The following is a 26,619-nucleotide window of genomic DNA, read 5'->3' on the forward strand; positions in this document are numbered from 1 at the left end:
GGCACCCGGCGCTGGGCTAATCTGGAGCAGTGACTTACGAGATCGAGATCGGCCTGGCCAAGCGCGGGCGCAGGGCATATTCGCTGGACGACGTGGCGGTGGTCCCGTCCCGGCGCACCCGCGATCCGCGCGACGTCTCGGTGTCCTGGCAGATCGACGCCTACCAGTTCGAGATGCCGGTCATTGCAGCTCCCATGGATTCGGTGATGTCCCCGGCCACGGCGATCGCCCTGGGCAGGCTCGGGGGGCTGGGTGTGCTGAATCTCGAGGGGCTGTGGACCCGCTACGAGGACCCCCAGCCCGTCCTGGACGAGATCGCGGACCTGGGTACCGAGAACTTCAGCCCGGCGGCGACGCGTCGCCTGCAGGAGATCTACGAGGCGCCCATCCGGGCCGAGCTCATCACGAGCCGCCTCGCGGAGATCCGCGAGGCCGGAGTGACGGTCGCCGGCTCGCTCACCCCGCAGCGCACCCAGCAGTTCTACCGCACGGTCCTCGCCGCCGGCGTGGACATCTTCGTGATCCGCGGCACCACTGTCTCCGCGGAGCACGTGTCCAGGAACGAGGAGCCCCTGGACCTGAAGACGTTCATCTACGAGCTCGACGTCCCCGTGATCGTCGGCGGGGCCGCCGGATACACGCCCGCACTGCACCTGATGCGCACGGGCGCGGCCGGCGTCCTTGTCGGGTTCGGGGGAGGAGCGACGACGACGACCCGCAGGGCGCTCGGCATCCACTCGCCACTGGCCTCGGCCATCGCCGACGTCGCAGGAGCCCGCCGGGACTACCTGGACGAATCCGGGGGGCGCTACGTCCATGTCATCGCCGACGGCGGCATGGGCGCCAGTGGGGACATCGTCAAAGCCATCGCCATGGGCGCCGACGCCGTCATGCTCGGCTCGGCCCTGGCGCGCGCCGAGGAGGCGCCCGGCAGGGGCTGGCACTGGGGCCAGGAGGCCCACCACGGGGAGCTGCCGCGCGGCGACCGCGTCGATGTCGGTTCGGTCGGTCCGCTGCAGGAGGTCCTCTGGGGTCCGTCCCACCACACCAACGGCACCTCCAATCTCGTCGGAGCACTCCGCCGTGCGATGGCCACCGCTGGCTACTCCGACCTCAAGGAGTTCCAGCGGGTCGAAGTGGTCCTCTCGCCCTACGCCTCGCTCGACTGACCGGCCGGCCGAATCAGCTCGAGGGACCCGAGGAACCTGCTTCGAAAGGTACACAGTGAGTGATTCGTTCCCCGAGCGTTACGACGTCGAGATCACCACCCCGGATCTCGTGATCCTGGAGATGGAGGCGGACTCCAGGAAGGACGCCGCCGCCCAGCTCGCGGGGCGACTCCACCGGGCCGGGCGTATCTCCGACCTCGACGGGTTCCTCGGCCAGGTCAACGCACGCGAGCACCAGCTGGCCACGGGACTGCCCGGGGGCGTCGGTCTGCCGCACGCGCGCAGCGAGTACGTGAACCGGACCTCGATCGCCGTGGGGGTGACCCGCTTCGGCTACAGCATCGACTTCGGCGCCGTGGACGGACCGGCCACCCTCGTGCTCCTGATGGCCACGCCGGCCCAGTCCTTCTCCGAGCACCTCGAAGTGCTGGCCACCACCGCCCGCAGCCTCTTCAAGGAGAACTTCCGCGAGTCCCTGCGCCGGGCGCACGACGCCGAGGTGATCGCCGAGCTGATCAATTCCTCCCTGGTGTTCTTCGACCACTAGACCACTGGACCGGTAGTCCAGCGGCGCTGCAGCCCGGCGGGGAGTTCACTCGGTCAGTTGCCTGCGTTCACTCGCTCCGCCACGAGTTCCACAGCGAGGCGTACGCTCCGTCCAGAAGGATCAGCTCCTCGTGGGAGCCGAGTTCGATGATGCGGCCGTGCTCCACGACGGCCACCCGGTCGGCGTCGTGCGCCGTGTGCAGGCGGTGGGCGATCGCGACGACGGTCCGGCCCTCCAGCACCGCGTTCAGCGAACGCTCGAGGTCCCGGGCGGCCTGCGGATCGATCAGGGACGTGGCCTCGTCGAGCACCAGCGTGTGCGGATCGGCGAGGATCAGCCGTGCCAGGGCGAGCTCCTGGGCCTGGGCAGGGGTCAGTTCGTGGGCGCCGGAGCCGACCTCCGTCCCCATCCCCTCGGGCAGCTGCTTGACCCAGTCGAGCGCACCGACGCTGCGCAGCGCATCCTCGATCTCGGCGTCGGCCGCATCGGCGCGGCCCAGGCGTACGTTGTCCGAGACCGATCCCACGAACACGTGGTGCTCCTGCGTGACGAGAGCCACCTCGCGGCGCAGGTCGTCGAGCGGGCGGTCCACGAGGGGCACGCCTCCCACCGTGACGGTGCCCGACGTCGGCGGGTGGATCCCCGCGATCAGGCGCCCCAGTGTGGACTTCCCGGCACCCGAGGGGCCGACGACGGCGAGGCGTTCCCCGCGCACCAGGGTCAGATCGACGCCGTGCAGCACAGTGTGACCCGGGCGGTAGGCGTAGCTGGCGCCGGCGACCACGATGTCGTCGTCGGCCGGCTCCGCCGCCGTGGCCGTGCGGTCCGGTTCCACGTCCTTGATGCCGACGATCCTGGCGAGTGACGCGGCACCGACCTGGATCTCGTCGGTCCACATGATGAGCAGATCCACCGGATCGATCAGTCGCACTGCGAACAGTGCCACGGTGGCGACCGCACCCGGGGTGACGATGCCCTGGCCCGCGAGCCACCCGCCCCACAGCAGCACTCCGGCAGCGGGCAGCCAGAAGGCGATGTCCGCAGCCGGGAAGAGGATGGACCGCAGCCACAGCGTGTAGCGCTCCGCCTGGAAACTCTTGGTGAGGGCGGCGTCGATCTCCTCGCGGCGCAGCGCACCGAGGCCGAGCGCATCCACGGTCCGCGCACCCTCGATGGTCTCGGTGATGGCTCCGTTGACCACGGCGTACGTCTCGCGCTCGCGCATGTAGCCCCGGGCGCTGCGCGCGAGGTACCAGCGCGTCACCGCCCACAGCAGCGGAAGGCCCACGAGCAGGGCCAGGGACAGGACGGGAGAGGTGACGACGGCGATCCCCAGGGTGAGGAGGATGGTCACCACCGACACGACGACCTGCGGGACGCCGAAGCGCACGGTGTGGGACACGGCGTCGATGTCGTTCGTGGTGCGGGCCACGAGATCGCCCGTCCCGGCCTTCTCCACGGTGGACAGCGGAAGCGCCGTCACGTCCCGCATGAAGTCCTCGCGCAGTTGCGCGAAGACGCGCTCACCGAAGACCATGCCCGAACGGACCGCGTAGCGCCGGAGCACCGCCTGCACCAGGAGGAAGCCGAGCATGCCCAGCGACACGAGCGCGACGAACGTCATGGTGGTGCCCGCGGAGAGGGCGTCGATGAGGGTTCCGAGCAGCAGCGGACCGGCGAGCCCCGCCACGGCCGAGCCGATGTACAGGGCGATGACGACGCCGAGGCCGCGCCGGTGATGGCGGATCAGCCGGGCGGCCTCGCCGCGCACCGATCGCGCGTCCGCGACGGGAAGCGCGGTGGTACTACTCACTGCGGATCACCACGTCCCGGTAGGCGGCACTGCTTTCCATGAGCTCCTGATGACTGCCCTGGGCGCTCACCAGTCCGTCCTCGAGGAACACCACGGTGTCCATGGTCCTCAGGAGCAGGGGGCTCGCCGTGACGATCGCGGTGGTCAGCCCCGGGCGCGTCCGCACGGAGGGCAGACGGGAGGCGATGCGCTGTTCGGTGTGCGCGTCGACGGCACTGGTCGGTTCGACCAGGAGGAGATTCTCCGCGTCCGTGAGATAGGCACGGGCCAGGACGAGGCGCTGGCGCTGGCCGCCCGAGAAGCTCCTCCCGCGCTCGGTGGCCTCGTGGTCGAGGCCGCCCTCCAGGCCGTCCAGGATGTCCAGGGCGCTGGCCGCGTCGAGGGCTGCGAGGATCGCGCCGTCGTCGTGCTGCGCGTGCGGGTCGAGCTGGCGCCGCAGTGGGCCGCTGAAGAGCTGCGGGGCCGCCTCGCTCACCACGATGCGGTCGCGGATGTCGGCCAGGGACACGTGGCGCAGGTCCGCAGACCCCCAGCGGACCGCGGGCGCACCGGGTCCGTCCTCGAAGCGGCCGAGACGCGTGAGGACCTCGGCCGATTCCGCGGGTTCGCCGGAGACCACCGCGGTCAGGAGTCCGGGTCCGACAACGAGGCCGGAGCGTTCGTCGACCAGCGGAGAGCCGATCGGCGGAGCGGGGACCGGAGCCGTGCTCTCCGCGACGTTCGCGTCGACGGAGAGGACCGCGATGACCTTGCGGGCGCCGACATGGGCGCGGATGAAGCGAGCCACCGAGTCCGCGGCCGCCCGGATGGGCGTCATGAGGAAGATGGAGAAGCCGTACAGGGCCACGAGCTCACCGGGTGTGATCTCCTCCGCGATGACCAGCGAGGCTCCCACCCAGGTGAACACCACACTGAAGGTCCCGGCGACGAAGACCTGCGAGGCCTCCAGATCGGCGAGGGAGCGTGCCACCCGCATGCCGGAGTCGCGTGTCGCCGCGGACTTCACGCGATAGCGGTCCACGAAGATGTGCTCCCCGCCGATGCCGCGCAGCACGCGCAGCCCGGCCACGGTGTCAGCGCCGACCGCCGTCATGGTCCCTGCGGCCTCGCGCTGCTCGCGCTGGCGCGTCTGCAGGGGCCGCACCACGAAGAGCAGGAGGGCACAGCACACGGGGACGCCGATGAGCACCACGACGCCGAGCACGGGCGAGGTCTGCCAGATGAGCACCGTCACCACGCCCCATGCGACCGCAGCTCCGGCCAGGCGTGTCAGGACCTCGTAGACCTCCCCGATCCGGAACGCATCCGACGCCGCCGTGGAGACCACCTCGCCCGTGGAAAGGGCCGTGGGCAGCGCGTCCCCGGTCCTGCTGATCTTGTGGCCCACGAGCCGGACGGAGCGGAAGGCGGCCTGCAGCCAGCTGCTCACCCCCGCCCGGTGCGTGGCGGTGTCGGAGGCCGCCTGCACGATCATGAGTCCGAGCAGGGCGAGGGTCCAGGCGAGCAGGGCGGGGAAGTCCTGGCCGATGACGCCGTCGTCGATGGCCCGTCCCAGCACGAAGGGCATGACGGCCTGGGAGGCCATCCAGACGGAACCGAGCACGATTCCCGCCACGAGCGTCGCCTTCTGCAGGCTCCCGAGCCACACCAGATAGCGCGCCGGGGACCGCAGGTCCGGCGCGCTGATGAGGGGGTACGGAAAGGAACGCACGAGGACCAATCGTAGACCTCCGCCATTCGCTGTTCTACAGCCGCACGAAGTACCGTTGAAGGGTGCTGAAGACCGCGATCAAGCCCCGATGGATCCTCACGCTGATCCTCGCGATGGCGATCGCCTCGGTCTTCGTGCTCCTGAGCCGGTGGCAGTTCGACTCGTCGAGTGATTCCGCGCCTCCTGCTCCGAGCACCACCGAGACCGTCCGTCCGCTGACCGAGGTCCTCCAGCCGCTCACCCCGCTGCTGGCCACCGGGGCGGACCAGCTGGTCGCCGTCGACGGCGCCTTCGTCCCGGGCTCGCGCATCCTCGTCCAGGACCGCCTGCACGACGGCGACGAGGGCCTGTGGGTCGTCCAGGGTTTCGCCGTCGACGGCTCGGCCGTCGACCCGGCCGCAGACCCGGATGCCGGCACAGCTGATGCGGTCATCCCGGTGGTTCTCGGCTGGGTGGAGACCGCCCGGACTGCGAGGGCGCTGCCCGAGCAGTCGGGCGACTCGACCGTCGTCGGTCGTCTCCTGCCACCTGAGGGACCCCGGGTGCAGCGGCCCGTCGACGGGCAGGTCCCCACCCTGTCCACCGCAGCGCTGTCCAACCTGTGGGACCGGACCGCGTACGCGGCCTTCATCGTGGCGTCCGAGGTGACCCGCGACGGAGTCGAGATCCCCTTCGCCAGTGGGATGGAGCAGGTGGTCGTCGGACCGCAGCCCCAGGAGACACCGATCAACTGGCTGAACATCTTCTACGCCATCGAGTGGGTGGTCTTCGCCGGATTCGCGTTCTTCCTGTGGTGGCGCCTCGTCGCGGACGATCACCGCCGTTCCCTCGAGGACGCGGCCGACGCCGAGGAGGCCCGCTCCGCGGGCGACGACGTGGATCCCGGCGAGGTTCCTGTCACGGCCCCCGCCGCACCCAGCCCCGAAGCTCCCATGAGATCCAGCAGGACGGCCTTCACGAGATCCGGCCCTGCCCCAGACAGTGAAAGCGGTACCCTCCCGTGACAGAGCCAGCACTCGATCCCGCAGGCCGGAACCACCAGCCCAAGGCCGGCCCGAAACGGCGCTTCGGTGGCACCCACGCCCAGATTCGCTCCGCGCTGTCCTTCTACCGCGTCCTGGCCTATCTCACCGGGGTCATGCTGCTGCTCGTCGTCGTCGAGATGGTGGCCAAGTACGGCTTCGACTCCGAGATCGTGGCGGGCGGCGGAGCATTCATCCAGTTCCTGCCCGAGGTCGTTGCGGACACCGCGGGAGGCTTCAACCTCTCGACGGCCGTGCTGATCGTCCACGGCTGGCTCTACGTGCTCTACCTCATCGCCGACTTCCGGCTCTGGCAGTTCATGCGCTGGCCGTTCGGCAGGTTCATCCTGATCGCGCTCGGCGGGGTGGTACCCCTGCTCTCGTTCTTCGTGGAGAAGCGGATCCACCGGCAGGCCGAGGAGGATCTCCGGGCGCACCCGGAGTCGCTGCAGCGCTACTGAGCGTACCGCGGAGGCGGCGGTATCCGATACGCGGTACGACTACTATTGAGCCGTGAGAACCCCCGAGAATGCTTCCGAACACCGCCCTGTCCTCGTGGTGGACTACGGCGCGCAGTACGCGCAGCTGATCGCACGCCGGGTGCGCGAGGCGGACGTCTACTCCGAGATCGTCCCGCACACGCTCAGTACGCAGGACATCCTGGCGAAGAACCCGGCGGCCATCATCCTCTCCGGGGGTCCCTCCAGCGTCTACGCCGACGGCGCCCCCTCGATCGACGCCGACCTCTTCGACGCCGGAGTCCCCGTTCTCGGGATCTGTTACGGCTTCCAGGCCATGGCCCGGGCCCTGGGCGGAACCGTGGCGCAGACCGGGCTGCGCGAGTACGGTTCCACCGAGGTCCGCTCGGAGGGAGAGTCCCGGTCCATCCTCACGGGTACGCCGAGCAGCCAGGCCAGCTGGATGAGTCACGGCGACAGCGTCCAGACCGCGCCCGCGGGCTTCGACGTGCTCGCGCGGAGCGCCGGCGCCCCGGTAGCCGCTTTCGCCGACGAGCAGAAGGGCCTCTACGGCGTGCAGTGGCACCCCGAGGTCAAGCACTCCCAGTACGGCCAGGCGGTCCTGGAGAATTTTCTCTTCCGGGGTGCCGGGCTGGCTCCGAACTGGAGCACGGGGGACATCCTCGAGGAGCAGGTGGAACGGATCCGTGAGCAGATCGGCGACGCCCGGGTCATCTGCGGGCTCTCCGGCGGTGTCGACTCCGCCGTCGCCGCGGCCCTCGTGCAGCGCGCGGTCGGCGATCAGCTCACCTGCGTCTTCGTGGACCACGGACTGCTCCGCGAGGGCGAGGCCGAGCAGGTGGAGCGCGATTTCGTCGCTGCCACCGGGGTCAGGCTCCATGTGGCCGACGAGCAGGACCGCTTCCTCGACGCGCTCGCCGGTGTCTCGGACCCGGAGGACAAACGCAAGATCATCGGCCGCGAATTCATCCGTGCGTTCGAGGAGGCGGAGCGCGCCATCATGCGTGAGGCGGCGGCGGAGGGTGAGCCGATCCGCTTCCTCGTCCAGGGCACGCTGTACCCGGACGTCGTCGAGTCCGGCGGCGGCGAGGGCGCGGCGAACATCAAGAGCCACCACAATGTGGGCGGGTTGCCCGAGGACCTGAGGTTCGAACTCGTCGAACCCCTGCGCGCCCTGTTCAAGGACGAGGTCCGGGCCGTCGGCGCTCAGCTGGGCCTGCCCGCGGAGATCGTGGGCCGCCAGCCCTTCCCCGGTCCTGGGCTGGGCATCAGGATCGTCGGCGAGGTCACCCGGGATCGCCTCGGTCTGCTGCGCCGGGCCGACGCCATCGCCCGCGCCGAGCTGACGGCGGCAGGACTGGACAGTGCTGTCTGGCAGATGCCGGTGGTCCTGCTGGCCGAGGTACGCAGCGTCGGTGTGCAGGGGGACGGACGGACGTACGGTCACCCGATCGTCCTCCGCCCGGTGTCGAGCGAGGACGCCATGACCGCGGACTGGTCGCGTCTGCCCTACGATCTGCTCGCCAGGATCTCGAACCGCATCACGAACGAGGTGGACGGCGTGAACCGCGTGGTGCTCGACGTGACGAGCAAGCCGCCGGGAACCATCGAGTGGGAGTAGGCCGCGTCGGGGAAGGAGACGAAACCGCCCCGGAGCCATCCGGTCATGTTGCTATCCGCAGGGCCAGGACGCTTTTCGGATAGCTTGGAGACCATGCCCAGCTGATCGAGATCAGCCCGTGACAACGCAGGAAAGAAGGCGATCGTGCCGGAGCAGGACCAGAGCGACGCGGCAGGGCGTTCCACCGACGCACCGCGGACGGCGGCGCGCCGGACCCGGCCCGAGGCCCCGGAGCCGGCTCGACCGGCCGTGGATGCAGCAGCCGCAGAGGCACTTCTTCCCTGGCTCGAGCGCCTGGGGCCGCAGTCCTCAGGGGACACGCTGCTGCACTTCAGGCCCTCGTCCGGCACGACGATCGAGCTGACCCACGCACACCCCTCCGGCCTCGCGCAGCTGCTGGCCGGTCGGCGTACCCGCCTGTCCACCCTCCTGCGCGATCCTGCACAATACGCCGAGGCGAGGACCGCCGCCCGCGCACTGCGGGCGAAGATCTTCGAGCTCGGTACCGAGCGTGGCATCGACGCCGGGTACCTGGCTGCCGGAACGGCGTCGTGGCGGGCGGTCGACGCCGCGGGGCGCACCGACACGCTGAGTGCTCCGGTGCTCCTGAGTCCCGTCTCCCTGACGGTCCACGCCTCGCAGGACGACTACGAGCTGCAGCTCACCGAGCGGGCACGCCTGAACCCGGCGCTCGTGCGCCATCTGCGCTCCCGCCAGGGCCTGGCCGTGGATCCCGAGCGGATCGTCCGGCTGGCCTACGGGACGGCGCGGCTGGATCCCCAGCCCGTCCTCGAGCACGTACGGGCGCTCGGTGCCGATGTCCGTGACCTGTCGGTGGAGCACAACCTGGTGATGTCCACGTTCGCGGATCTGACCGGTATCACCGACGATCCGGCACTCCGTGACGACCATCCGGTCCTCTCGGCACTCATGGCGGCGGACGGGAACGACGCACAACGGCCCTCCGACCTCGCCGCTGCGGCGGACGGCCTGAGTTTCCCTGCGGCCGATGAGCGTGATCCCCAGGACGAGATCCTGGTCCTGGATGCCGACCGCGCACAGCAGGACGTCCTGGATCTGGTGGCGGCAGGTGTCAGTGTCGCCGTGGCGGCCCCTCCCGGGACGGGTCAGACGCAGACCGCGCTCAACATCGCCGCGAGTTCTGCGCCGGGAGGGTCCATGCTGCTCCTTGCAGCCGAGCGCCGCAGTACGCTCGACGAGCTCGTCCGCGATCTCGCCTGGTTCGATCTGGACTCACTGGTGCTGCAGGGTACTGGCCTCACCGGTGCTGCCCAGCTTCGCGAGGCGGTCATCCGTGCCATCGTGCGCAACGAGAAGGCCGAGGAGCCGGATCTCGAGGAGGTCCACTCGACGCTGACGGGTCGTCGCCATCAGCTCATCGACCATGTGAACAGCCTCCACGACGTGCGTAGCCGCTGGTCCTCCTCGCCCTACCGGGCCATGCAGTCCCTCGCGGGCCTCACGGCGCTCGATCCCGCGCCGTCCACCGCCGTCCGCCTCAAGCGCAGCGTACTCGATGCCATCGCCGATCGTGGGGAACTCACCGAGCGACTCGAGCGCGCTGCGGAACTGGGGAGTTTCAGCAGAGCGTCCACCGAGAGCCCCTGGTACGGGGCGCCCCTGCTGAACCGGAGGGAGACGGAGCATGCGCACGCGCTGGCGGACCAGCTCAGCGGCGAGATCGCCGACCTGCGCAGCCGGATGCGCGCCGTGGCGGAGCATGCGCAGATCCGGCTCGGGGAGACGTTCAGCCAGTGGGGTGACCAGCTGGACCTCGTCGTCGCCGTCGAGGGGAGTCTGGAGAAGTTCACCCCTGATCTCTTCGACCGCCCCGTCTCCGATCTGATCTCGGCGACGGCACCCTCGTCGTGGCGCAGGGAACGCGAGATCGAGATGAGCTCCATGACGAGGTCGCGACTGCGGCGCGTGGCCAGGGAGTACATCAGGCCCGGGGTGCACATCTCCGATCTCCATGCCTCGCTGCTCGATGTCCAGGAGCAGCGCACGCTCTGGAGCCGTCATGCTCTCTCCGAGCGCCAGCCCGCGGTGCCGGGGGGACTCGCCGAGCTCCACGCCCGGTACGGGGAGGTCGCCGAGCGGCTGGAGGAGCTGACCGCGATCCTCCGGCCGACCGACAGGCACCCGGAGCTCGCGGACCTCGGACTCGACGAGCTGGAGGAACTGCTGGGCGAACTTGCGGGGGACAGGCCTGCACTGGAGACACTGCCGGAGCGGACGCTGCTGCTCGACGAGATGCGCGAGCAGGGTCTGGGCGAGCTGATCGCCGATCTGGCCTCCCGTGAAGTACCGGCCGAGCGTGTGGCCGCCGAACTGGAACTGGCATGGTGGCAGTCGGTGCTCGAGGCCATGATCAGCGGTGACGACTATCTGGCCATGTCCGACGGCGACAGCCTGCGCACGCTCGAGGCGGAATACCGCGAGGCGGACAAGGCCCACATCGATTCGGGTCCGGCGCGCATCCGCTGGGCCCTCGCCGAGCGCTGGCGAGCCGCGGTCCAGGACCACCCCGACGACGCCGGTCGCCTCCGCCAGGAGCTCAAGGACAGGACGCTGACGCTGGAGGTCCTCACGAGCCTGCATCGTGATCTCGTCTCGGCACTGCTCCCCGTGTGGATCGTGAGCCCGTTCAGCGTCAGGGGAGCCGTCCCGGAGGGATTCTCCTTCGACACGGCAGTGCTCCTGGACGGCGAGTCGATGTCCGTACAGAGCGCGATTCCCTGCGTGGCACGCTCCGGGCAGGTGGTGATCTTCGGCGATGATCGGCTCGCCGGGCCCACCCGCTTCAGCGTCGAGGCGCAGGGCGCGGATCGGACAGCGGTGTTCGAGCCGCTGCCGAGCGCCTTCGACGCACTGCGGAACGTGCTGCCCGTGCGCGGCCTCACGGAGGTGTACCGCGGGGTGGACCGCAGCCTCAGCACCCTGCTGAGCGAGTCGTTCTACGACGGCAAGCTCTCGCGGCTGCCGCAGGCCTCCGAGGTGACGGGGGATCCCCGCGGGCTGACCCTCGAGTATCTGCCCGACGGAACGGGAGTGCCGACCTCGGAGCACGACGGCGTGGAGAGCGTCGCTGCGGAGGTGCGGCGTGTGGTCGAGCTCGTCTTCGACCACGTCCGGCAGCGTCCCACCTCCTCCCTGGCCGTGGTCACGGCCAGCACCCTGCATGCTGCGCGGGTGGGTCAGGCGATCCGTGAGCGGCTGGGCGAGTCCCCGTGGGCTGCCGGCTTCTTCGCTCCGGGCAGGGAAGCATTCAGGGTGGTGCCTGTCGAGCGGGCCGGGGGCCTGATCCGTGACGACATCATCTTCTCGCTCGGATACGGCAGGGTCCCCCACGGACGTACCGTGCACTCCTTCGGCTCGCTGTCCGGTCCCAACGGCCGGCGGAACTTCGTCATGGCGATGACGAGGGCACGGCATCGCCTGCACGTGGTGACCTGCTTCCAGCCGTCGGATCTCGATCCCGAGCGGCTGACCGCCGGAGCGCTCGATCTCTACGCCCTGCTGGTGCAGGAGTTCGGTGACTCGAAGGAGCCGGTCACGGCACCCGCAGGTGATGAGGATCCCCTCATCACCGATCTCGCGGACCGGCTGAGGCTCCGAGGCGCCGAGGTCAGGGACCACTACGCCGGCGTGCTGGACATCGTCGCGGTGCGTCCTGCTGACCTGCGCGCCGATGGAAGCGCTGCAGCCGTCCAGGACGAACGGCCGGCGGCGGTGGCGATCGAGTCGGACGGTACCGGCAGATACGCGGCCATGTCCGTGCGGGAGCGCAGCAGGCTCCGCCCGAAGGTGCTCGAGCGGATGGGATGGCGCTACTTCCCACTGTGGACCATCGAGGTGTTCGCCGACCCCGATGGTTGTGCCGAGCACGCTTCGGCCCTCGTCGGGCTCCCGCCGCGCGATGGTGCTCGAACGCCGTCGCGCGATGGTGGTCAGGCACCCTTGGACGGCACTGATCAGGCGGTGTCGGAGGATGCTGATCAGGCACGGTCGGGCGACGGGACCGCCGGCCAGGTACAGGAGGAGCCCCGGCAGCCCGGTCCCGCACCCATGTCCGGCTCCGCGAGCACCGGGGATTCCTCACCCGTTCTTCCGCTGACCGCCGGTGAGGACGACGCGCGATCCTGGGGCGATACCGAGGGCGATCACGACGCGTGGCTCCGGGAGCAGCGGCCGCCGCACTGGGGGTAGCGGGCCCGCGGATCGGCCGGACCCCCGTGCTCACCTCCGGCGCGGGTCACGGGCCGGAGGTGAGCACGAGGTGCACCTCGCCCGAGCTCGACGATCCGGCGAGCGCCGCGGCGTCCGCTGCACCGGCTGCGACGACCACGAGTCCGCCGTCCGGGTCGGCGCCCGGCCAGGTGCCTCCCGATGCTCCTGTGTCGGTCCAGAGGACGGCGACGGCCCGGGCCAGCACCGCGGATTCGGCGGTGGCGTCGTAGCTGTCCCCTGTGCTCAGCACGACGTCCACCAGTTGCCCCGGAGTCAGGAGCTGCACCGTCGCCGGATCAGCCGGTCGCAGGGGTACGGCGACCGTGCCCGGCGGGGTTCCGGTCAGCAGCCCCTCGCCCACCAGCGCGGTCTCGTACACCGGGGAGCCCCGACCCAGCGGAGTGGCCAGCTGCTGGCCGACCACCTGACCGGCGTCGTCGAACATGCCCTCCACCAGGGTGCCCTCGGGGAAGTCGAGGATGGCCAGATCCGCCTCCGAGAGCACCGTTCCGGACGCGAGATCGCGGACCGCGCCGACCACGGGCGTCGAGGCCGGCTCATCTCCTACGACCGCTTCGACGGCTACGCCTGCAGCAGCGCAGAAGAGCAGGCAGGCCAGCAGGCGCCGGTGGCGATGCAGCGCTCTTCGCAGCCGGTAGCGCAGCGTCGCACCCTGGTGTCGCGTGTGATCCATGAGGGGAATCTACGCGTCGGCGGAACCGTGCGGCGCTTCCGCCGTCGACTATGTGGACATCGTCGGTGGGACCGCCGCCGGGTACCGGGCGGATCGTGGAGGGGCCTGGTGGGTCAGGGTGCAGCAGGCGCGGCGGACGTCGGTGCGGGGGATGACGCCGCGGCGGAGGAGTCCGCGCTCTTCGGGGCGGGGCTGCTCGTGGAGGACTCGGAGCCCGAGGCCGCCGGTGCGCCCGAGGCGGAACCGGCATCGGCACCTGCTGCGGCCCTGGAGTCGTTCCGGTAGAAACCCGAGCCCTTGAACACCACACCGACGCTGTCGAACTTCTTCCGCAGTGCTCCACCGCATTCCGGGCAGATCGTAAGAGAATCCTCGGAGAACGACTGCTGGATGTCGAAAGCGTGAGCACACTGCTTGCAGGCATACGCGTACATGGGCATGGGATTCCTCCTGGACTGGCGTCGAGAACCCCGGGTGCCGGTCCCACTGAGAACTCTGGCACTCTCGAAGGTCGAGTGCCAGTCTACACCGGCTCGTCGTCGCGCCCGAAGGTCAGCAGACCATCGGGGGTGAAGACGCCGTGCAGCGGTTGATCGAACGGCTCCACGGGAATCCGGTCCGACGGCAGGAGTTCGCTCCGGTAGATCATGCCGAGGCGCGGGAGTGCGTCGGGCACGTCGTGGCGGTAGTGGGAGAGGAAGCGATCGTAGTACCCGCCGCCCTGGCCCAGGCGGTACCCGGACCTGTCGATCCCGAGTGCGGGGACCAGGATCAGGGCGGCACCGGGCACCTCGTCGAAGGGGAACCGGGGACCGACGGGCTCCTGGACCCAGGCCCGTGGCGAGCGCTCGAGGGCGACTCCGGGTGCCCAGGCGGCCCAGGAGAGCTGATAGTCGGGCTCGCAGATGGGAACGACGACGTCGTAGCCGTCCGTGGTCAGCTCGGTGAGCAACGCGATGGTGTCCGGCTCAGGTCCGGCCGACAGATAGGCTGCGATGGTCGAGCGGGCCGATCCCGACGAAGGAGTGATGGTCCTGCGGACATGGTCCACCACGTGCCGACCCAGCTCGTTCGACTCCTCCGTGCGGTCCTGCGGGTCGAGCGCCTTCCGGGCCTCGCGCAGGGACGACCGCAAGCGGGCCTTCTGTTCGTGACGGTCCTTCTCATCTCCACGCGGTGACTGTGTCATGTCCCCATTGTGCGCAATCCCCGGTGGATCCGCTCCTTCGGCCACTGGCGAGCTTCGTCCTGCTCCACGGATGCGGCGGATCCACACGCCCGGCCGTGGACACCGCAGGGAGCCCGGGCAGGGCGCTGGGTTCTAGGCCGGTGCGATCGAGTGGTTCGCTGAGCCGAACGCCGATCTCAATTGAGCTCCGACGAGCCGGCGCGCCACATTCGCGTCCTCGATGATGCCGCCCATGGAGACGAACGGATGCACCTCGCCCATGAAGCGCACCGCGGTGACCCGGTTGCCTGCCTCCGACATCGCCTGAGCGTACAGTTCACCCTCGTCCCGCAGCGGATCGCACTCACCGGTGATGACGGTGGCGGGAGGCAGATCGGCAAGGTCGGGCTGGAGGGCCGGTGACAGCCGATGATCGGTGCGGTCGGCCTTCCCTGCGTAGTTCGAGTAGAAGTACCGCAGATTCCGGTTCGTGAGGAAATGACCGTCGGCGAACTCGCGATGACTGGGTGTCTCCAGGGAAGAAAGGTCCGTCACGGGATAGATGAGCACCTGGTGGACCAGGCGTGGCTGATCACCGCGAAGCTGCTGTGCGACGACTGCTGCAAGATTTCCGCCTGCGCTGTCTCCGGCAACTGCCACGCGGTGGCTGTCGATGCCGAGGCCCGTCTCGCCCAGTAGAACGGATCGTGTCACGGCCAGGGCATCCTCCAGCGCGGCAGGGAACGGATTCTCCGGGGCGAGCCGGTAGTCCACGCTGATGCCGATGGCTCCTGCGTCCGCTGCGATGTCCCGCACGGTGGAGTCCGCCAGCTCGAGGTCGCCGACCGTCCACCCACCTCCGTGGAAGAAGATGAAGGTCGGGGCCTGTGACGGGGCATCGAACGGGACATAGATTCTGACCGGGACCCCGGCGATGAGACGGTCCTGCACCTCGGCGAGTTCCCGTCGATCCCCGGTCAGCGGGAGGGACCGTGCGGTACCGGCACGGTTCTGTTCCGCGGTCTGGGTGTCGAGCGGAGGTGTCGCCGCCGTGATGTCGAGAAACTTCCGTGCGTCGGGATGAACTGCCACGACCATTGCCTCCATGGGGTGCTTTGCCGGGATCGTCACCGTGCGGCAACAGTGCACCTCACCTGCTCAGGTCCATCGCTGCCGGCTCCGGGAAACCCGGCTATCCTAGCTGCCCACAGGAGATCACAGGACATCACACGATGGTACGGACGGTCAGCGGTGGATCCGCCCCATTATGTAGTGTGGTGCCCATGACTTTGCGATCACGCGTGACGAAGGCCGTTGTCCCCGCGGCAGGCCTGGGAACCCGTTTCCTTCCTGCCACGAAGGCGATGCCGAAGGAAATGCTTCCCGTCGTGGACAAGCCCGCCATCCAGTACGTGGTCCAGGAGGCCGTCGACGCAGGGCTGACGGATGTCCTGATGATCACGGGTCGCAACAAGCGGGCGCTCGAGGACCACTTCGACCGGGTGCCGTTCATCGAGCAGACCCTCGAGGACAAGGGCGATCATGACAAGCTCGCGGCCGTACGCCGTCCCTCCGAGCTGGGCGATATCCACTACCTGCGTCAGGGCGATCCCAAGGGCCTCGGCCACGCCGTGCTCCGGGCGAAGCTGCACGTGGGCGACGAGCCGTTCGCCGTCCTGTTGGGCGACGACCTCATCGATGAGCGCGATCCCCTGCTCGAGACGATGATCGAGGTCCAGGCCAGGACCGGCGGGTCGGTCATCGCCCTCATCGAGGTGGATCCCCAGCAGATCAGCGCCTACGGTGCCGCCGACATCACCGAGATCGACGGCGAGGACCACGTCCGCGTCAACCGGCTCGTGGAGAAGCCCGCCGTCGAGGACGCACCGTCCAATCTGGCCCTGATCGGTCGTTATGTGCTCCACCCGCGCGTGTTCGACGTCCTGGAGACCACGGAGCCGGGGCGCGGCGACGAGATCCAGCTCACCGATGCACTGCAGACCCTGGCGGCTGCCGATGGTGAGGGTTCGGGCGTGTACGGGGTGGTCTTCCGCGGACGGCGCTACGACACCGGCGACAAGCTGAGCTACCTCAAGGCGGTCGTCACGCTGGCGTCGGAGCGCGAGGACCTCGGTCCGGACCTGCGCGCGTGGCTCAGGAACTTCAGCGACGACTTCTCGGACTAGACCGCCATGTGGTCGGCAGCCAGCTGGCCTGTGAACCTCAGGACCGGCTCCCTGGTCCTGAGGCCCATCCGCTACCGTGACAAGGCGATCTGGACGGCGGTGCGCAATCGCAACGCCGAGTGGCTGGCCCCGTGGGAAGCCTCCAATCCCGATCCGGACGGTCAGCTGCCCACCTATCATCAGATGGTACGGTCGCTGACCGCGCAGGCGCGCACGGGGCAGGCGTTACCCTTCCTCATCACGGAGCAGCAGCCTGGATCCAGGGACGCCCGCCTCGTCGGGCAGCTGACGGTCTCGGGCATCACCTGGGGTTCGGCCTTGAGTGCCACGCTGGGCTACTGGGTCGATGCGGCGCGGGCCGGTCGCGGAATTGCGCCCACGGCGGTGGCCCTGGCCACCGACTACTGCTTCGACGAACTCGGGCTGCACCGGATGGAGATCAATATCCGCCCGGAGAACCGGGCGAGCCTGCGGGTCGTGGAGAAGCTGCGGTTCCGGGATGAGGGACTCCGTCCACGCTATCTGCACATCGCCGGGCAGTGGGCCGATCACAGGAGCTTCGCCCTCACCGCCGAGGACGTTCCGCGCGGTCTGCTCGGTCCCTGGCTCGAGAACCGGCCCCGGCGGGACTGAGCCGGACCCGACGCTTTCCCTCGGAGCAGATCGACTCCCGACACACCGAGCGCAATGTGGCGCGGGTGGGTCCTGAACTCCTACCGTTCTAGGTGTGGTCTTCTCTCTGGACAGCTCCCTGGTGCTCGCGGCGATCGTCGGGCTCTGGTTGGTCTGGGTGGCACCTTGGGTGCTGCGTACCACCCGCCCGGAAGCGGCAGCAGATGCGCCTGTAGTATCGCGAATCGATGGACACCGTTCCGAGGAAGGGATCACGGCAATGAACACGCCCATGGACACATCGCCGGACGATCCGGTCCGATCATCCGGGACGGCAGCGGCAGCGGCAGCGGCAGCACGTCCGCCGGCTCCTGGTCGGCCCGTGTCGGACGGGTACGCGGCCGATCCGCCGGAGACCTCGGACCAGTCGTCGTCCTTCACCCCACGCTGGGGTCGTGTCGGCATAGCGTTCGTGGGTCTGCTGGCCCTGGTCATCGCCTTCCTCTCACTCCTGCTCGTGCCCTTCGGCATCGTCTCCCCTCTCGTTCCGCTCGCCTTCCTCGTGGTGAGCGTGGCATCGGTCGCCGTGCTGAGATGGCTCGTGCTGCGTTCCCGGAGTGCCCGCGTCGACGCGGCCTTCGCAGCGGCGATGGCGCCCACGTACGCCCCGGGCCCTGAAGAGGCCGCGCCGCCGTTCGCGTCCTCGGGGTCCCACCGGGACACGGTCCTCTTCGACGCCGAGGACACCGGGGCGCAGCCCCTGACGGCCACGGAGCTGCGCACCGCCGCCCTCGCGGTGGCCCACGGATCCTCCGTCGTCCAGGTGCGCGAGGGCATCGACGGGCAGGAGGACGCCGGGGATCGGGCAGACGGCAACGACGCCGGCTCCGACGATGCAGGCTCCGACGATGCCGGCGACAGCGACGACGGGACCGGAACGGAGGCCGACGACGGAGCCGGAGGCCTGCGCGGATCGGCAGGGTCGACGGCCTGGGTACCGGTCGAGGTACCTCTTCCGCTGTACGTCGCTGCGCCGAAGGCGAATCGTGCCGCGCCGTCACCGCTCGATCTTCCGCAGGCTCGCAGGGCGTCCTCCTCGACGCCGATCAAGGCGGCCGAAGCGGCTGCACGCAGAACGGACCGGGACGACCCGGCCGTCGGGATCCGGGTCGAGGAGGCTCAGACAGGGCCGGAGAGCGCAGCAGAGGATCCGGCGCCGAGGGAGCCGGCCGGCAAGGACCCGGCACGGAGCGGATCACCCGACAGCGGGCCGGCGGAACGGCCGGACCCGGGACGCAAGCAGGGTCGTGGTGCTCCTGAGGGGGAGAGTCACGAGCGACTGGACCTCGACGACGTCCTCCAGCGTCGCCGGGCCTGAGCCTGCGATTCCTGCCCGAGGAGGCGAGCGCACCCCGTGATGGATGCTGCGATCCCATGACCTCCGAACGGCGGCGCCTGCGCGAACAGGACACCATCGGTTTCCTCGCATCACCCGGCCCTGGCGAGCTACTGCGTGCCACGCTCGCGGCGGCCGGATGGGAGCTCGGGTCGTGGACCCTGGATTCGCTCCATCATCGCCCGGGTGCAGGAGTGACCGGTCTGTTCTCCCTCGTGGGGGTGCGGGCCGTGTCCTCGACGGACGCGAGGAACCCTGCCCCACCGACCATGGCCTGCATCACCTCCTGCGCCACCCCCTCGGAGTCCGACCACCGCGTGGTCCCGCGGGGTGATTCCGGAACGCTCACCTCCTGGCTCCACCCGGCCGATCCCCTCCTGCCCGGACTGGGGCTGGCGCTCGACGCCGATCGTGCCACCGCGCTCGCCTTCGGCGACGGCGTCCGGCCCGAGGAGAGCGTGCCTGTCCTGCGCAGCTACCGGCCGCTGCGGCGTGCCGTCGTCGTGGTGCGCAACGGTCAGGAGCGCCGCTATCTGAAGGTCCTGCGCCCGGGCATGGCCGAGCCGCTCGTCCAGCGTCACAGCATGCTGCGCGCGGCAGGAATCCCGGCTCCGACAGTGACCGCGGACCCACAGCTCGACGTCGTGGCCATGCGTGCCGCGCCCGGCGAACCGCTGGCCGAGCTCCTGCTGCGCGACGGCGCGGCCGAGGTGGACCCGCACGCCCTGGTGCGCCTCCTGACCTCCTTACCCCGGGGCGTGCTCGAGCTACCGGTGCGTGCGCCCTGGACCGACCGGGTCCGTGACTACGCCGAGGGCGCCGTCGCTGCACTTCCCTCGGAGGCGATGCGGATCCGCGGACTCGCCCGCCGGATCGACCGCGTGGTGCGGGCCACGGGCAAGGGAGCACTCGTTCCGAGCCACGGGGACTTCTACGAGGCGAATCTGCTCATCGCCGGCGGAGCGGTCTCGGGGCTGCTGGACGTCGATGCGCTCGGACCCGGCCACCTCGTCGACGATCTGGCCTGCTGCGTGGGGCACCTCGCCGTGCTGCCGGGCCTGCACCCCGGGTATGTCCGGGTGCCTGCGGCACTGGCGCGTTTCCTGCGGGCCTTCGACGACCACGTCGACCCGGTCACCCTCAGGGCAGGTGCAGCCGCCGTGGCCCTGACGCTGGTCGCCGGAGCGCGACGTCGCGCGCACGGCGGCGGGTCGGAGGCGCTGTCCCGTCTGGTCGTCGCCGAGCGGTTCCTGGACGCGGCGCTCGCCGGAGGTCGGGCCGACCACGACCTGATGCGCAGCCTCCACGGCTGAGGACGTCCCCAGGTGAGCCCGTCAGCTCACACCGGGGAACCGCTCACCGCGGTGTCCATACGGAGAACCGGCGTGCCACCGACATCGGTGATCCCCAGCGATACAGTGACCCCGATTCCTGCCAGGGAGGTCAGATGAGTGCCTCCGCACGGGATCGCGGCGCGGTGTCCGGGGAGGTCGCAGACCCAGCGGCGGCGATCCGTCAGTCCCGGTCCGTCGACCTCCACACTGATCCCGGCGCCCGTCGACGTCCAGTCCGCGAGGGTGTCGTTGACGGTGCGCGCGACGGCATCGGTATCGAGACCCTCCACGGTGAAGCCCTTCCGGCGCAACGACCTACCCAGGCGGTAGTGGTCCACCGAGGAGAACTCGCCGATGGTCGTCGTGTCGATCGCGAGGGCATCGAAGTTCGGTGTCCCGAGCGCATCCGCGGTGACGTCCTTCTTCCAGCGGTCCGCCACCGCACGATTCAGCGCCAGCGACGCGAGATGGCAGCCGGTGTGTCCGGCGGACACCGCGTGCCGGTAGGGGCCATCGACACGCACGACGACGTCGTCGCCCTCCGCCGGGGGGTTCGCCTGATCCTGTATGTGGTCTCGGGTGTCGAGCAGATGCACGACGACGAACGCCCAGCCCTCCGTGCCCTTTCGCACGGGGGAGTCGCTGCCGAGGTGCAGTGCTGCGCCGTCGGTGGCGCCCACCACGCAGTCCTGCACCGGCCAGCTGTCGGTGTCTCGCGTGAGCGTACCGCGATCGGGGCCCTGGTCGGGCCAGGCGTGGTCGACCGGGTGGAAGGCCGTCGTGTCCAGCACCACGGCGAGGCGGCCGTCGTCGAGGTGCTCGACGTGGAGGACGCGCGCCGCGCTGCTGGTATCGCCTCCGGGGTAGGTGACACGGGTGTCGGTGGTGGGCAGGGTCATGAGTGGTCGGTGCTCCTCGGGGTGTCGGCCGGCTTCTGCGCGAGGCGCTCGAGCAGCGGTTCGGTCCGGTAGGGAATGTGTTCGTGCAGGGCCAGGACCGTCTCGGTCCGGATGACGCCCTTGATCCTCAGGACCGAGCGCAGCGCGGCCTGCAGGTTGTGGGTGTCGGTCGCGGTGACGCGGCACCAGACATCGCCGCGCCCGGAGATCTCGTGGACCTCCAGGACCTGACTGAGGGTACGCAGACCGGCGATCACGCCGTCGAGTTCCCGGTGGACCACCTCGATCGTGAGGAAGGCGATCACGTCGTACCCCAGTGCCTCCAGATCGATCTCGCGCCCTCCATGGCGGACGGTGCCGGCACGCAGGAGACGGCGGATCCTGCTCTGCGCCGTGTTGCGGGCCACCCCGAGGAGTTCGCTCAGCTCGCTGACCTGCGCGCGGGGATCCCGGACCAGTTCGAGCAGCAGGCGCAGATCGAGGTTGTCCAGCTTGCTCATCAAGCTCACATTCTCTCAGTCGGTGATCTCCGTGTTGCGCACCAAGCTCAAATTGCTGTGCAAGGTCACTGCAGGGAGATCAGTACACATCATCCTAGAGGCATCCGGGCACGACACACCCGGACGTGCGCCTGCGGGGTACTACTGATCGAGGGAAAGCGGTGGGATGAGCGTCGTCGACGAATTGCGGATGAGGCCCGTGACTGTGCGCCGTCGCGCCTGGGACGCCTCGCTCGCGGTCCGGCTGGCGCTGGCCATCACGGTGATCTCGACCCTGCTCATCGGCGCCAATCTCGCCACCCCGCTCTATCCGCTCATCCAGGCCGAGCTCGGGCTCACGTCCTTCGCCGTCACGATCGCGTTCTCCTCCTACGTCCTCGCTCTGGTGGGCGGACTCGTCCTCGCTGGCCACTGGTCGGACCACCTCGGCCGACGGGCAGCCCTCGTCCTCGCCGTCGTGCTCGGGCTCCTGGGTGCGTCCCTCTTCGCCGCGGCCACCTCGCTTCCGATGCTCGCCGCAGGGCGTGCGCTCCAGGGCGGCGCCGTAGCGCTGGCCACGGGTGCCAGTGCGGCGGCACTGCGTGACCTGCTGCCGACGCGTCCGGAGTGGGCCTCGCGTTTCACGCTGCTGGCCTCGGCAGGCGGGGTTGCTGCCGGTCCCGTGATCGGAGGCCTCCTCTCGCTCCTGCCGGCACCCACGAGGACGCCGTTCGTCGTCTACCTCGTGGTGCTCGCGGCACTGCTGGTGCCGCTTCTCCTGCTCGACGCGCGGCCGGCCATCAGGGCTGCGGCCTCCGTCCGGCCGCTGTCCGCCCTCCGGCCCCGTCGACCGGCGGTCGCCAGGGACGTCCGGCGTGCCTTCTGGACGGCGGCAACCGTGGGCTTCCTCAGCTTCGCGGTCTTCGGGTTCTCCCTCAGTCTCGCACCCACCTGGTTCGCTTCGATCGTCGGCACCACATCGCGACCCGTGATCGGCGTGCTCGCCGCACTCGTGCTCGCGTCGTCCGCGGTGAGCCAGCTGCTGCCCCCGCAGGGGCGGTTCGTGGCGCCCGTCGGTCTGGCCTCGATGGCGCTGGGAGTGGGTCTGCTGCCGGTGGCCGCACAGACCGGTAGCGTCACCCTGCTGGTCCTGGCCTGCGTCGTCGCCGGGTTGGGTCAGGGGATGGCCTTCCGGGTGGTCTTCAACGAGGTGTCCCTGGCGGTCGATCCCGCCCAGCACGCCCAGACCGTGAGCGCCGTCTACGTCATCACCTATCTCGGCAGCGCTCTTCCGGTGCTCGGGCTCGGTGCGGCGGCAGGCCACTGGGGTCTGGAGGCCTCGGTGACCGTGTTCGCCCTGCTCGTCTGCTCGGCGTGTGCACTCCTGGCCGTCGCCTCCCTGGTGGTTCGGGGCCGCCCGGCGCGGTAGCGCACACCACTATCACGGCGCGGCTGTCCCTGACGGGCGCATGGAACTGCGCGTCGTTCGTCGCCGCTTCGCCCTCACGGTTACACTCGGAGTCTCCGACAGCTTGAACTGACCGCTGCGTGCCCCACCACGCAGAACCTCCAGACGGCAAGCCGGAACCACACGGGTGTGGTCCGCGGGCGTAGCCCGGCCGAGTAGCTCCTGCCACGAAAGGCACAGCTGACATGACATCCAGCGAGCAGGCCGAGCGCCGCACCATGATCGAGTTCCGGAATGTCACGAAGTCCTACGACGCGGGCCGGCCCGCGGTGGACGATCTCACCCTGGCCATCGAGCGCGGCAGGATCACCGTCTTCGTGGGACCCTCGGGCTGCGGCAAGACCACCTCGCTGCGCATGATCAACCGGATGGTGGAACCCACCTCCGGCCAGATCCTGCTCGACGGTCAGGACGTGGCGCAGCAGAAGGCCGCCGAGCTGCGGCGCTCGATGGGGTACGTGATGCAGTCCTCGGGTCTCATGCCGCACCGCACCGTGCTCGACAATATCGCCACCGTGCCCCGGCTGAACGGCGTGGCGAGATCCGCGGCACGTGCGCGGGCGAAGGAACTGCTCGACGTCGTCGGGCTCGCCTCCGAGCTGGGCAGCAGATACCCGGGGCAGCTCTCCGGCGGCCAGCAGCAGCGTGTCGGCGTGGCCCGGGCGCTCGCCGCGGATCCGCCCGTGCTCCTGATGGACGAGCCCTTCAGTGCCGTGGACCCCGTGGTCCGCGCCGAACTGCAGGCCGAGCTGATCCGCCTGCAGAACGATCTCGCGAAGACCATCGTCTTCGTCACCCACGACATCGACGAGGCGACGATCCTCGGGGACAAGGTCGCGGTCCTGGCGGTCGGCGGACGGCTCGCCCAGTACGCGGCACCCGAGGAGATCCTCCGCGCTCCCGTGGACGACTTCGTCGCCGGCTTCGTGGGACGCGACCGCGGATTCCGCCATCTGTCCTTTCTGGACGGGGACCACGTCACCATCCACCCCATCGAGACCATCGAGACTTCCCAGCTGGCCGATCCGACGGTCTCCGTGCGTTCGCCGTGGACGCTGCTCGTCGACCCGGAGGGCCGGCCGCACGGCTGGATCCCCGCGGCGACCCGTGCGAGCATCACCTCGCAGGCCGAGGCGGTTCCCGGCGGCTCCCTCTACACGCGAGGGGGCTCGCTGCGCAGCGCGCTCGACGCGGCGCTGTCCTCGCCGTCGGGCCTCGGTGTGACCATCGACGACGACGGCCGGGCGGTCGGCGTCGTCCGCCCGGCGGAGGTCTTCGACCTCATCGAGGCAGGCCGCCTCGACCGCGGCCGAGACCACTTCAACACGGCGGTCTAGGCGTGGACTGGCTCAGGGACATCATCGACTACGTGCCCGCGAACATCGACCAGCTCCGCGAACTCACCGGCAATCACCTCGTGCAGGCGATCCTGCCGATCATCTTCGGCGTTCTCCTGGCCGTTCCGCTCGCGCAGCTGGCCAGGCAGAACCGCTCCCTCGCGGGGATCATGCTCACCGGTTCGTCGATCCTCTACACCATCCCCTCCCTGGCGATGTTCGTGTTCCTCCCGCTGATCCTCGGGACGAGCATCCTCAGTATGGTGAACGTGGTGGTGGCGCTCACCATCTACGCGATCGCACTGCTCATGCGCTCCACCGTGGATGCCCTGAACTCGATCGACGACGGCGTCCGGCAGGCGGCCGTCGCGATGGGGTACAGACCGCTGCGGCGCTTCCTCACCGTGGATCTTCCGCTGTCCGTCCCCGTGCTGATCGCCGGTGTCCGGGTCATCTCCGTCACCAACATCGCCACGGTCAGCGTCGGAGCACTGATCGGCGTGCCGAGTCTCGGGCGTCTGTTCACCGACGGCCTGACCCGGAACTATCCGGAGCAGATCGCCGTCGGGATCATCTTCACCCTCCTGTTGGCCCTGGTGCTGGATCTGCTCCTGGTACTCCTCGAACGCCTGCTCACACCGTGGACGCGCCCGACGAAGGCCAGCGAGGCCGACGACGTGGCACTCGACGCACGGACGGTGGCTGCCTGATGGACTACTCGAGCAGCAATCTGTTCGTCCAGATGGGGGAGTGGCTCGCGAACCCGGACAATTGGTCCGGTTCCCGGGGTATCCCCATGCGTATCATCGAGCACCTCGGCTATGTGGGCCTGACGATGCTCTTCGCCATGCTCATCGCCGTGCCCCTGGGCATGTACGTGGGGCACACGGGCAAGGGCCGCGTGCTGATCGTCTCCGGTATCGGGATCCTGCGCGCCCTGCCCACGCTCGGCATGGTGTTCCTGTTCGCCCTGCTCTTCTCAAGGGGGGTGCTTCCCGCCGTCTGGGCGCTGGTGCTCCTGGCCGTGCCGCCGGTCCTCAGCGGTGTCTATTCGGGTATCGCGTCGGTGAACAGCACGGTGGTGGACGCCGCCCGCAGCATGGGACTGACCGAATGGCAGATCCTCTCGCGCGTGGAGGTACCCAACGGCCTGCAGGTCATGCTCGGCGGGGTCCGGGCCGGTGTCCTCCAGGTGGTCGCGACGGCCACCGTCGTCGCCTACGCGAAGGCGGACGGCCTGGGGGTCTTCCTCGTGGAGGGAACCCAGGTCAACGACAACGGACGACTCTTCGGCGGGGCCGTGGTGATCGCCGTCGTGGCAGTCGCCGTCGACGGCATCATGGCGCTGCTGCAACGATTTGCGATCTCCCCGGGGCTGCGCGCCGCGCGCCCGGCGGCGAGATCGGAGAAGGAATCTGGCCGGCAAGAGGCCGTCGCCAGTGCACAAGGAGGAACAACATGACACACCTGTCACGACCGCGCGCCGTCCGGCGCGCCATGATGGGACTGGCCGGTGGCCTGACGGCCGCCCTGGCGTTGACTGCCTGCGGTGCCAACAGCGACCCCCAGGGGGAGACGGAGAGCGACGCCCCTGCGGGGTCTCTCGTTGTCGGTTCGGCTGATTTCCCGGAGAGCCAGATCATCGCCGAGATCTATGCCGGCGCACTCAATGCCGGCGGCGTCGACACCACGGTGACACCGAACATCGGCTCCCGTGAGATCTACTACCAGGCTCTTGAGGACGGGTCCATCGATCTCATCCCCGAGTACAGCGGCAATCTGCTGCTGCTCGCGGATCCCGAGGCCACGGCAGAGTCGGCCGAGGAGATCCTGGACGCCCTTCCCGATGCGCTGGCGTCGAATTCGCCCGACTCGAATCTCGGCGTGCTGGAGCCGAGCGAGGCCGAGGACAAGGACGCGCTCGTGGTCACGGCTGCCACCGCGGAGGAGTACGGACTGGAATCCATCGGGGATCTGGCACCGAATTGCGAGGAATTCACCCTCGGCGCCCCGACCACCTTCCAGGAGCGCGCCTACGGCCTGGCCGGTATCGAGGAGAAGTATGGCTGCGCGCTCGGCTTCGAGGCCATCAACGACGGCGGCGGTCCACTGACGCTGCAGGCGCTGCTCGACGACACCGTCCAGGTCGCTGAGATCTTCACGACGACGCCGTCCCTCGAGGACAACGACCTCGTGGTCCTCGAGGATCCGGAGAACAACTTCATCGCGCAGCAGGTTCTTCCGCTGGTCAATCTCGACACCGTGGGCGACGAGGCACAGGAGATCCTCAACGAGGTCTCGGCCGAGCTCACCACGGAGGATCTGCTCTCGCTGAACCGCGAGGTCAGCGGCGACGAGAAACGTGACCCGGCCGAGGCTGCGGCGGACTGGCTGTCGGAGCACGATCTCGACGGATAGTCCGGTGCGGTAACT

The 26,619-nt window shown here is 69.5% G+C and carries 23 protein-coding genes; 15 read left to right on the forward strand and 8 right to left on the reverse strand.

Features of this window, described 5'->3' with window-relative positions; all coding sequences use genetic code 11:
* Positions 1-29 precede the first annotated feature (29 nt).
* Positions 30-1,169: a GuaB3 family IMP dehydrogenase-related protein gene (locus tag E8P82_RS12190; protein ID WP_136455223.1), complete on the forward strand. Its 1,140-nt coding sequence runs from the start codon at positions 30-32 to the stop codon at positions 1,167-1,169.
* A gap of 55 nt (positions 1,170-1,224) precedes the next feature.
* Positions 1,225-1,716, forward strand: coding sequence for a PTS sugar transporter subunit IIA (locus E8P82_RS12195; RefSeq protein ID WP_136455225.1), 492 nt, complete (start codon positions 1,225-1,227; stop codon positions 1,714-1,716).
* 67 nt (positions 1,717-1,783) lie between these two features.
* Here the strand turns inward: E8P82_RS12195 and E8P82_RS12200 are convergent, their stop codons facing one another.
* Positions 1,784-3,529 carry an ABC transporter ATP-binding protein gene (locus tag E8P82_RS12200; protein ID WP_136455227.1) on the reverse strand — a complete coding sequence of 582 codons (1,746 nt, stop codon included), beginning with the start codon at positions 3,527-3,529 and terminating at the stop codon, positions 1,784-1,786.
* Entirely contained in the window at positions 3,522-5,240 is a 1,719-nt protein-coding gene (locus E8P82_RS12205) for an ABC transporter transmembrane domain-containing protein (RefSeq protein ID WP_136455228.1), read from the reverse strand. Before E8P82_RS12205 ends, E8P82_RS12200 begins: the two co-directional genes overlap by 8 nt.
* A 62-nt stretch (positions 5,241-5,302) precedes the next feature.
* Here E8P82_RS12205 and E8P82_RS12210 point away from each other — a divergent pair, with 62 nt between their 5' ends.
* The 4 genes from E8P82_RS12210 (at position 5,303) to E8P82_RS12225 (ending at position 12,592) form a co-directional block, all read left to right on the forward strand.
* The gene (locus E8P82_RS12210) at positions 5,303-6,244 is read left to right on the forward strand and encodes an SURF1 family protein (protein ID WP_246021331.1); all 942 of its coding nucleotides are present in this window, start codon (positions 5,303-5,305) and stop codon (positions 6,242-6,244) included.
* A complete protein-coding gene (locus tag E8P82_RS12215) occupies positions 6,241-6,723 on the forward strand; it encodes a DUF3817 domain-containing protein (RefSeq protein WP_136455230.1) in 483 nt (160 codons plus the stop codon). The genes E8P82_RS12210 and E8P82_RS12215 overlap by 4 nt, the downstream gene beginning before the upstream one ends.
* Positions 6,724-6,775: 52 nt before the next feature.
* Positions 6,776-8,362 (forward strand): glutamine-hydrolyzing GMP synthase, encoded by a 1,587-nt coding sequence (gene guaA, locus E8P82_RS12220; RefSeq protein ID WP_136455232.1) that lies wholly within the window; start codon positions 6,776-6,778, stop codon positions 8,360-8,362.
* 144 nt (positions 8,363-8,506) lie between these two features.
* Complete coding sequence (locus E8P82_RS12225; protein WP_246021333.1) at positions 8,507-12,592, forward strand: DUF4011 domain-containing protein; 4,086 nt, start codon at positions 8,507-8,509, stop codon at positions 12,590-12,592.
* 46 nt (positions 12,593-12,638) lie between these two features.
* Here the strand turns inward: E8P82_RS12225 and cpaB are convergent, their stop codons facing one another.
* From cpaB to E8P82_RS12245, 4 genes are all read right to left on the reverse strand, one after another.
* The gene (cpaB, locus tag E8P82_RS12230) at positions 12,639-13,307 is read right to left on the reverse strand and encodes a Flp pilus assembly protein CpaB (protein WP_136455234.1); all 669 of its coding nucleotides are present in this window, start codon (positions 13,305-13,307) and stop codon (positions 12,639-12,641) included.
* A 113-nt stretch (positions 13,308-13,420) separates the two neighbouring features.
* A complete protein-coding gene (locus E8P82_RS12235; RefSeq protein ID WP_136455236.1) occupies positions 13,421-13,747 on the reverse strand; it encodes an FmdB family zinc ribbon protein in 327 nt (108 codons plus the stop codon).
* 83 nt (positions 13,748-13,830) lie between these two features.
* A complete protein-coding gene (locus tag E8P82_RS12240; protein ID WP_136455238.1) occupies positions 13,831-14,496 on the reverse strand; it encodes a 5-formyltetrahydrofolate cyclo-ligase in 666 nt (221 codons plus the stop codon).
* A gap of 132 nt (positions 14,497-14,628) precedes the next feature.
* On the reverse strand, positions 14,629-15,567 hold the full coding sequence (locus E8P82_RS12245; protein ID WP_211096872.1) for an alpha/beta hydrolase: 939 nt from the start codon (positions 15,565-15,567) through the stop codon (positions 14,629-14,631).
* A 191-nt stretch (positions 15,568-15,758) separates the two neighbouring features.
* Here E8P82_RS12245 and galU point away from each other — a divergent pair, with 191 nt between their 5' ends.
* The 4 genes from galU to E8P82_RS12265 all read left to right on the forward strand — a co-directional run bounded on the left by galU (position 15,759) and on the right by E8P82_RS12265 (position 19,982).
* Positions 15,759-16,661: a UTP--glucose-1-phosphate uridylyltransferase GalU gene (galU, locus tag E8P82_RS12250; RefSeq protein ID WP_136455241.1), complete on the forward strand. Its 903-nt coding sequence runs from the start codon at positions 15,759-15,761 to the stop codon at positions 16,659-16,661.
* A 6-nt stretch (positions 16,662-16,667) separates the two neighbouring features.
* A complete protein-coding gene (locus tag E8P82_RS12255; RefSeq protein ID WP_136455242.1) occupies positions 16,668-17,294 on the forward strand; it encodes a GNAT family N-acetyltransferase in 627 nt (208 codons plus the stop codon).
* Between the two features lie 271 nt (positions 17,295-17,565).
* Positions 17,566-18,651 (forward strand): hypothetical protein, encoded by a 1,086-nt coding sequence (locus E8P82_RS12260; RefSeq protein ID WP_136455244.1) that lies wholly within the window; start codon positions 17,566-17,568, stop codon positions 18,649-18,651.
* 56 nt (positions 18,652-18,707) lie between these two features.
* Positions 18,708-19,982, forward strand: coding sequence for a protein kinase family protein (locus tag E8P82_RS12265; protein ID WP_136455245.1), 1,275 nt, complete (start codon positions 18,708-18,710; stop codon positions 19,980-19,982).
* Positions 19,983-20,008: 26 nt separating this feature from the next.
* Here E8P82_RS12265 and E8P82_RS12270 read toward each other — a convergent pair whose 3' ends face one another.
* Together E8P82_RS12270 and E8P82_RS12275 are read right to left on the reverse strand one after the other, a co-directional pair.
* Positions 20,009-20,902 (reverse strand): alanyl-tRNA editing protein, encoded by an 894-nt coding sequence (locus E8P82_RS12270; protein WP_136455247.1) that lies wholly within the window; start codon positions 20,900-20,902, stop codon positions 20,009-20,011.
* A complete protein-coding gene (locus E8P82_RS12275) occupies positions 20,899-21,402 on the reverse strand; it encodes an Lrp/AsnC family transcriptional regulator (RefSeq protein WP_211096873.1) in 504 nt (167 codons plus the stop codon). The genes E8P82_RS12270 and E8P82_RS12275 overlap by 4 nt, the downstream gene beginning before the upstream one ends.
* A gap of 166 nt (positions 21,403-21,568) precedes the next feature.
* Here E8P82_RS12275 and E8P82_RS12280 point away from each other — a divergent pair, with 166 nt between their 5' ends.
* The 5 genes from E8P82_RS12280 to E8P82_RS12300 all read left to right on the forward strand — a co-directional run bounded on the left by E8P82_RS12280 (position 21,569) and on the right by E8P82_RS12300 (position 26,604).
* Positions 21,569-22,810 carry an MFS transporter gene (locus E8P82_RS12280; RefSeq protein ID WP_136455250.1) on the forward strand — a complete coding sequence of 414 codons (1,242 nt, stop codon included), beginning with the start codon at positions 21,569-21,571 and terminating at the stop codon, positions 22,808-22,810.
* 257 nt (positions 22,811-23,067) lie between these two features.
* Positions 23,068-24,186 carry an ABC transporter ATP-binding protein gene (locus E8P82_RS12285; RefSeq protein WP_136455293.1) on the forward strand — a complete coding sequence of 373 codons (1,119 nt, stop codon included), beginning with the start codon at positions 23,068-23,070 and terminating at the stop codon, positions 24,184-24,186.
* Positions 24,187-24,188: 2 nt separating this feature from the next.
* The gene (locus tag E8P82_RS12290) at positions 24,189-24,896 is read left to right on the forward strand and encodes an ABC transporter permease (protein WP_425456032.1); all 708 of its coding nucleotides are present in this window, start codon (positions 24,189-24,191) and stop codon (positions 24,894-24,896) included.
* Complete coding sequence (locus E8P82_RS12295; protein WP_246021334.1) at positions 24,896-25,648, forward strand: ABC transporter permease; 753 nt, start codon at positions 24,896-24,898, stop codon at positions 25,646-25,648. The genes E8P82_RS12290 and E8P82_RS12295 overlap by 1 nt, the downstream gene beginning before the upstream one ends.
* Positions 25,645-26,604: an ABC transporter substrate-binding protein gene (locus tag E8P82_RS12300; RefSeq protein WP_136455252.1), complete on the forward strand. Its 960-nt coding sequence runs from the start codon at positions 25,645-25,647 to the stop codon at positions 26,602-26,604. Before E8P82_RS12295 ends, E8P82_RS12300 begins: the two co-directional genes overlap by 4 nt.
* Positions 26,605-26,619: the final 15 nt, after the last annotated feature.

This window comes from Arthrobacter echini (assembly GCF_004803505.1).
GTDB classification, from domain to species: domain Bacteria; phylum Actinomycetota; class Actinomycetes; order Actinomycetales; family Micrococcaceae; genus Arthrobacter_D; species Arthrobacter_D echini.

What these genes read in the sequence shown, in the direction of transcription:
- cpaB (WP_136455234.1), bottom strand. Translation starts at nt 13,307, where the DNA reads ATGGATCACACGCGACACCAGGGTGCGACGCTGCGCTACCGGCTGCGA.
- E8P82_RS12235 (WP_136455236.1), bottom strand. Translation starts at nt 13,747, where the DNA reads ATGCCCATGTACGCGTATGCCTGCAAGCAGTGTGCTCACGCTTTCGAC.
- E8P82_RS12240 (WP_136455238.1), bottom strand. Translation starts at nt 14,496, where the DNA reads ATGACACAGTCACCGCGTGGAGATGAGAAGGACCGTCACGAACAGAAG.
- galU (WP_136455241.1), top strand. Translation starts at nt 15,759, where the DNA reads ATGACTTTGCGATCACGCGTGACGAAGGCCGTTGTCCCCGCGGCAGGC.
- E8P82_RS12255 (WP_136455242.1), top strand. Translation starts at nt 16,668, where the DNA reads ATGTGGTCGGCAGCCAGCTGGCCTGTGAACCTCAGGACCGGCTCCCTG.
- E8P82_RS12260 (WP_136455244.1), top strand. Translation starts at nt 17,566, where the DNA reads ATGGACACATCGCCGGACGATCCGGTCCGATCATCCGGGACGGCAGCG.
- E8P82_RS12265 (WP_136455245.1), top strand. Translation starts at nt 18,708, where the DNA reads ATGACCTCCGAACGGCGGCGCCTGCGCGAACAGGACACCATCGGTTTC.
- E8P82_RS12270 (WP_136455247.1), bottom strand. Translation starts at nt 20,902, where the DNA reads ATGACCCTGCCCACCACCGACACCCGTGTCACCTACCCCGGAGGCGAT.
- E8P82_RS12275 (WP_211096873.1), bottom strand. Translation starts at nt 21,402, where the DNA reads ATGAGCAAGCTGGACAACCTCGATCTGCGCCTGCTGCTCGAACTGGTC.
- E8P82_RS12280 (WP_136455250.1), top strand. Translation starts at nt 21,569, where the DNA reads ATGAGCGTCGTCGACGAATTGCGGATGAGGCCCGTGACTGTGCGCCGT.
- E8P82_RS12285 (WP_136455293.1), top strand. Translation starts at nt 23,068, where the DNA reads ATGATCGAGTTCCGGAATGTCACGAAGTCCTACGACGCGGGCCGGCCC.
- E8P82_RS12295 (WP_246021334.1), top strand. Translation starts at nt 24,896, where the DNA reads ATGGACTACTCGAGCAGCAATCTGTTCGTCCAGATGGGGGAGTGGCTC.
- E8P82_RS12300 (WP_136455252.1), top strand. Translation starts at nt 25,645, where the DNA reads ATGACACACCTGTCACGACCGCGCGCCGTCCGGCGCGCCATGATGGGA.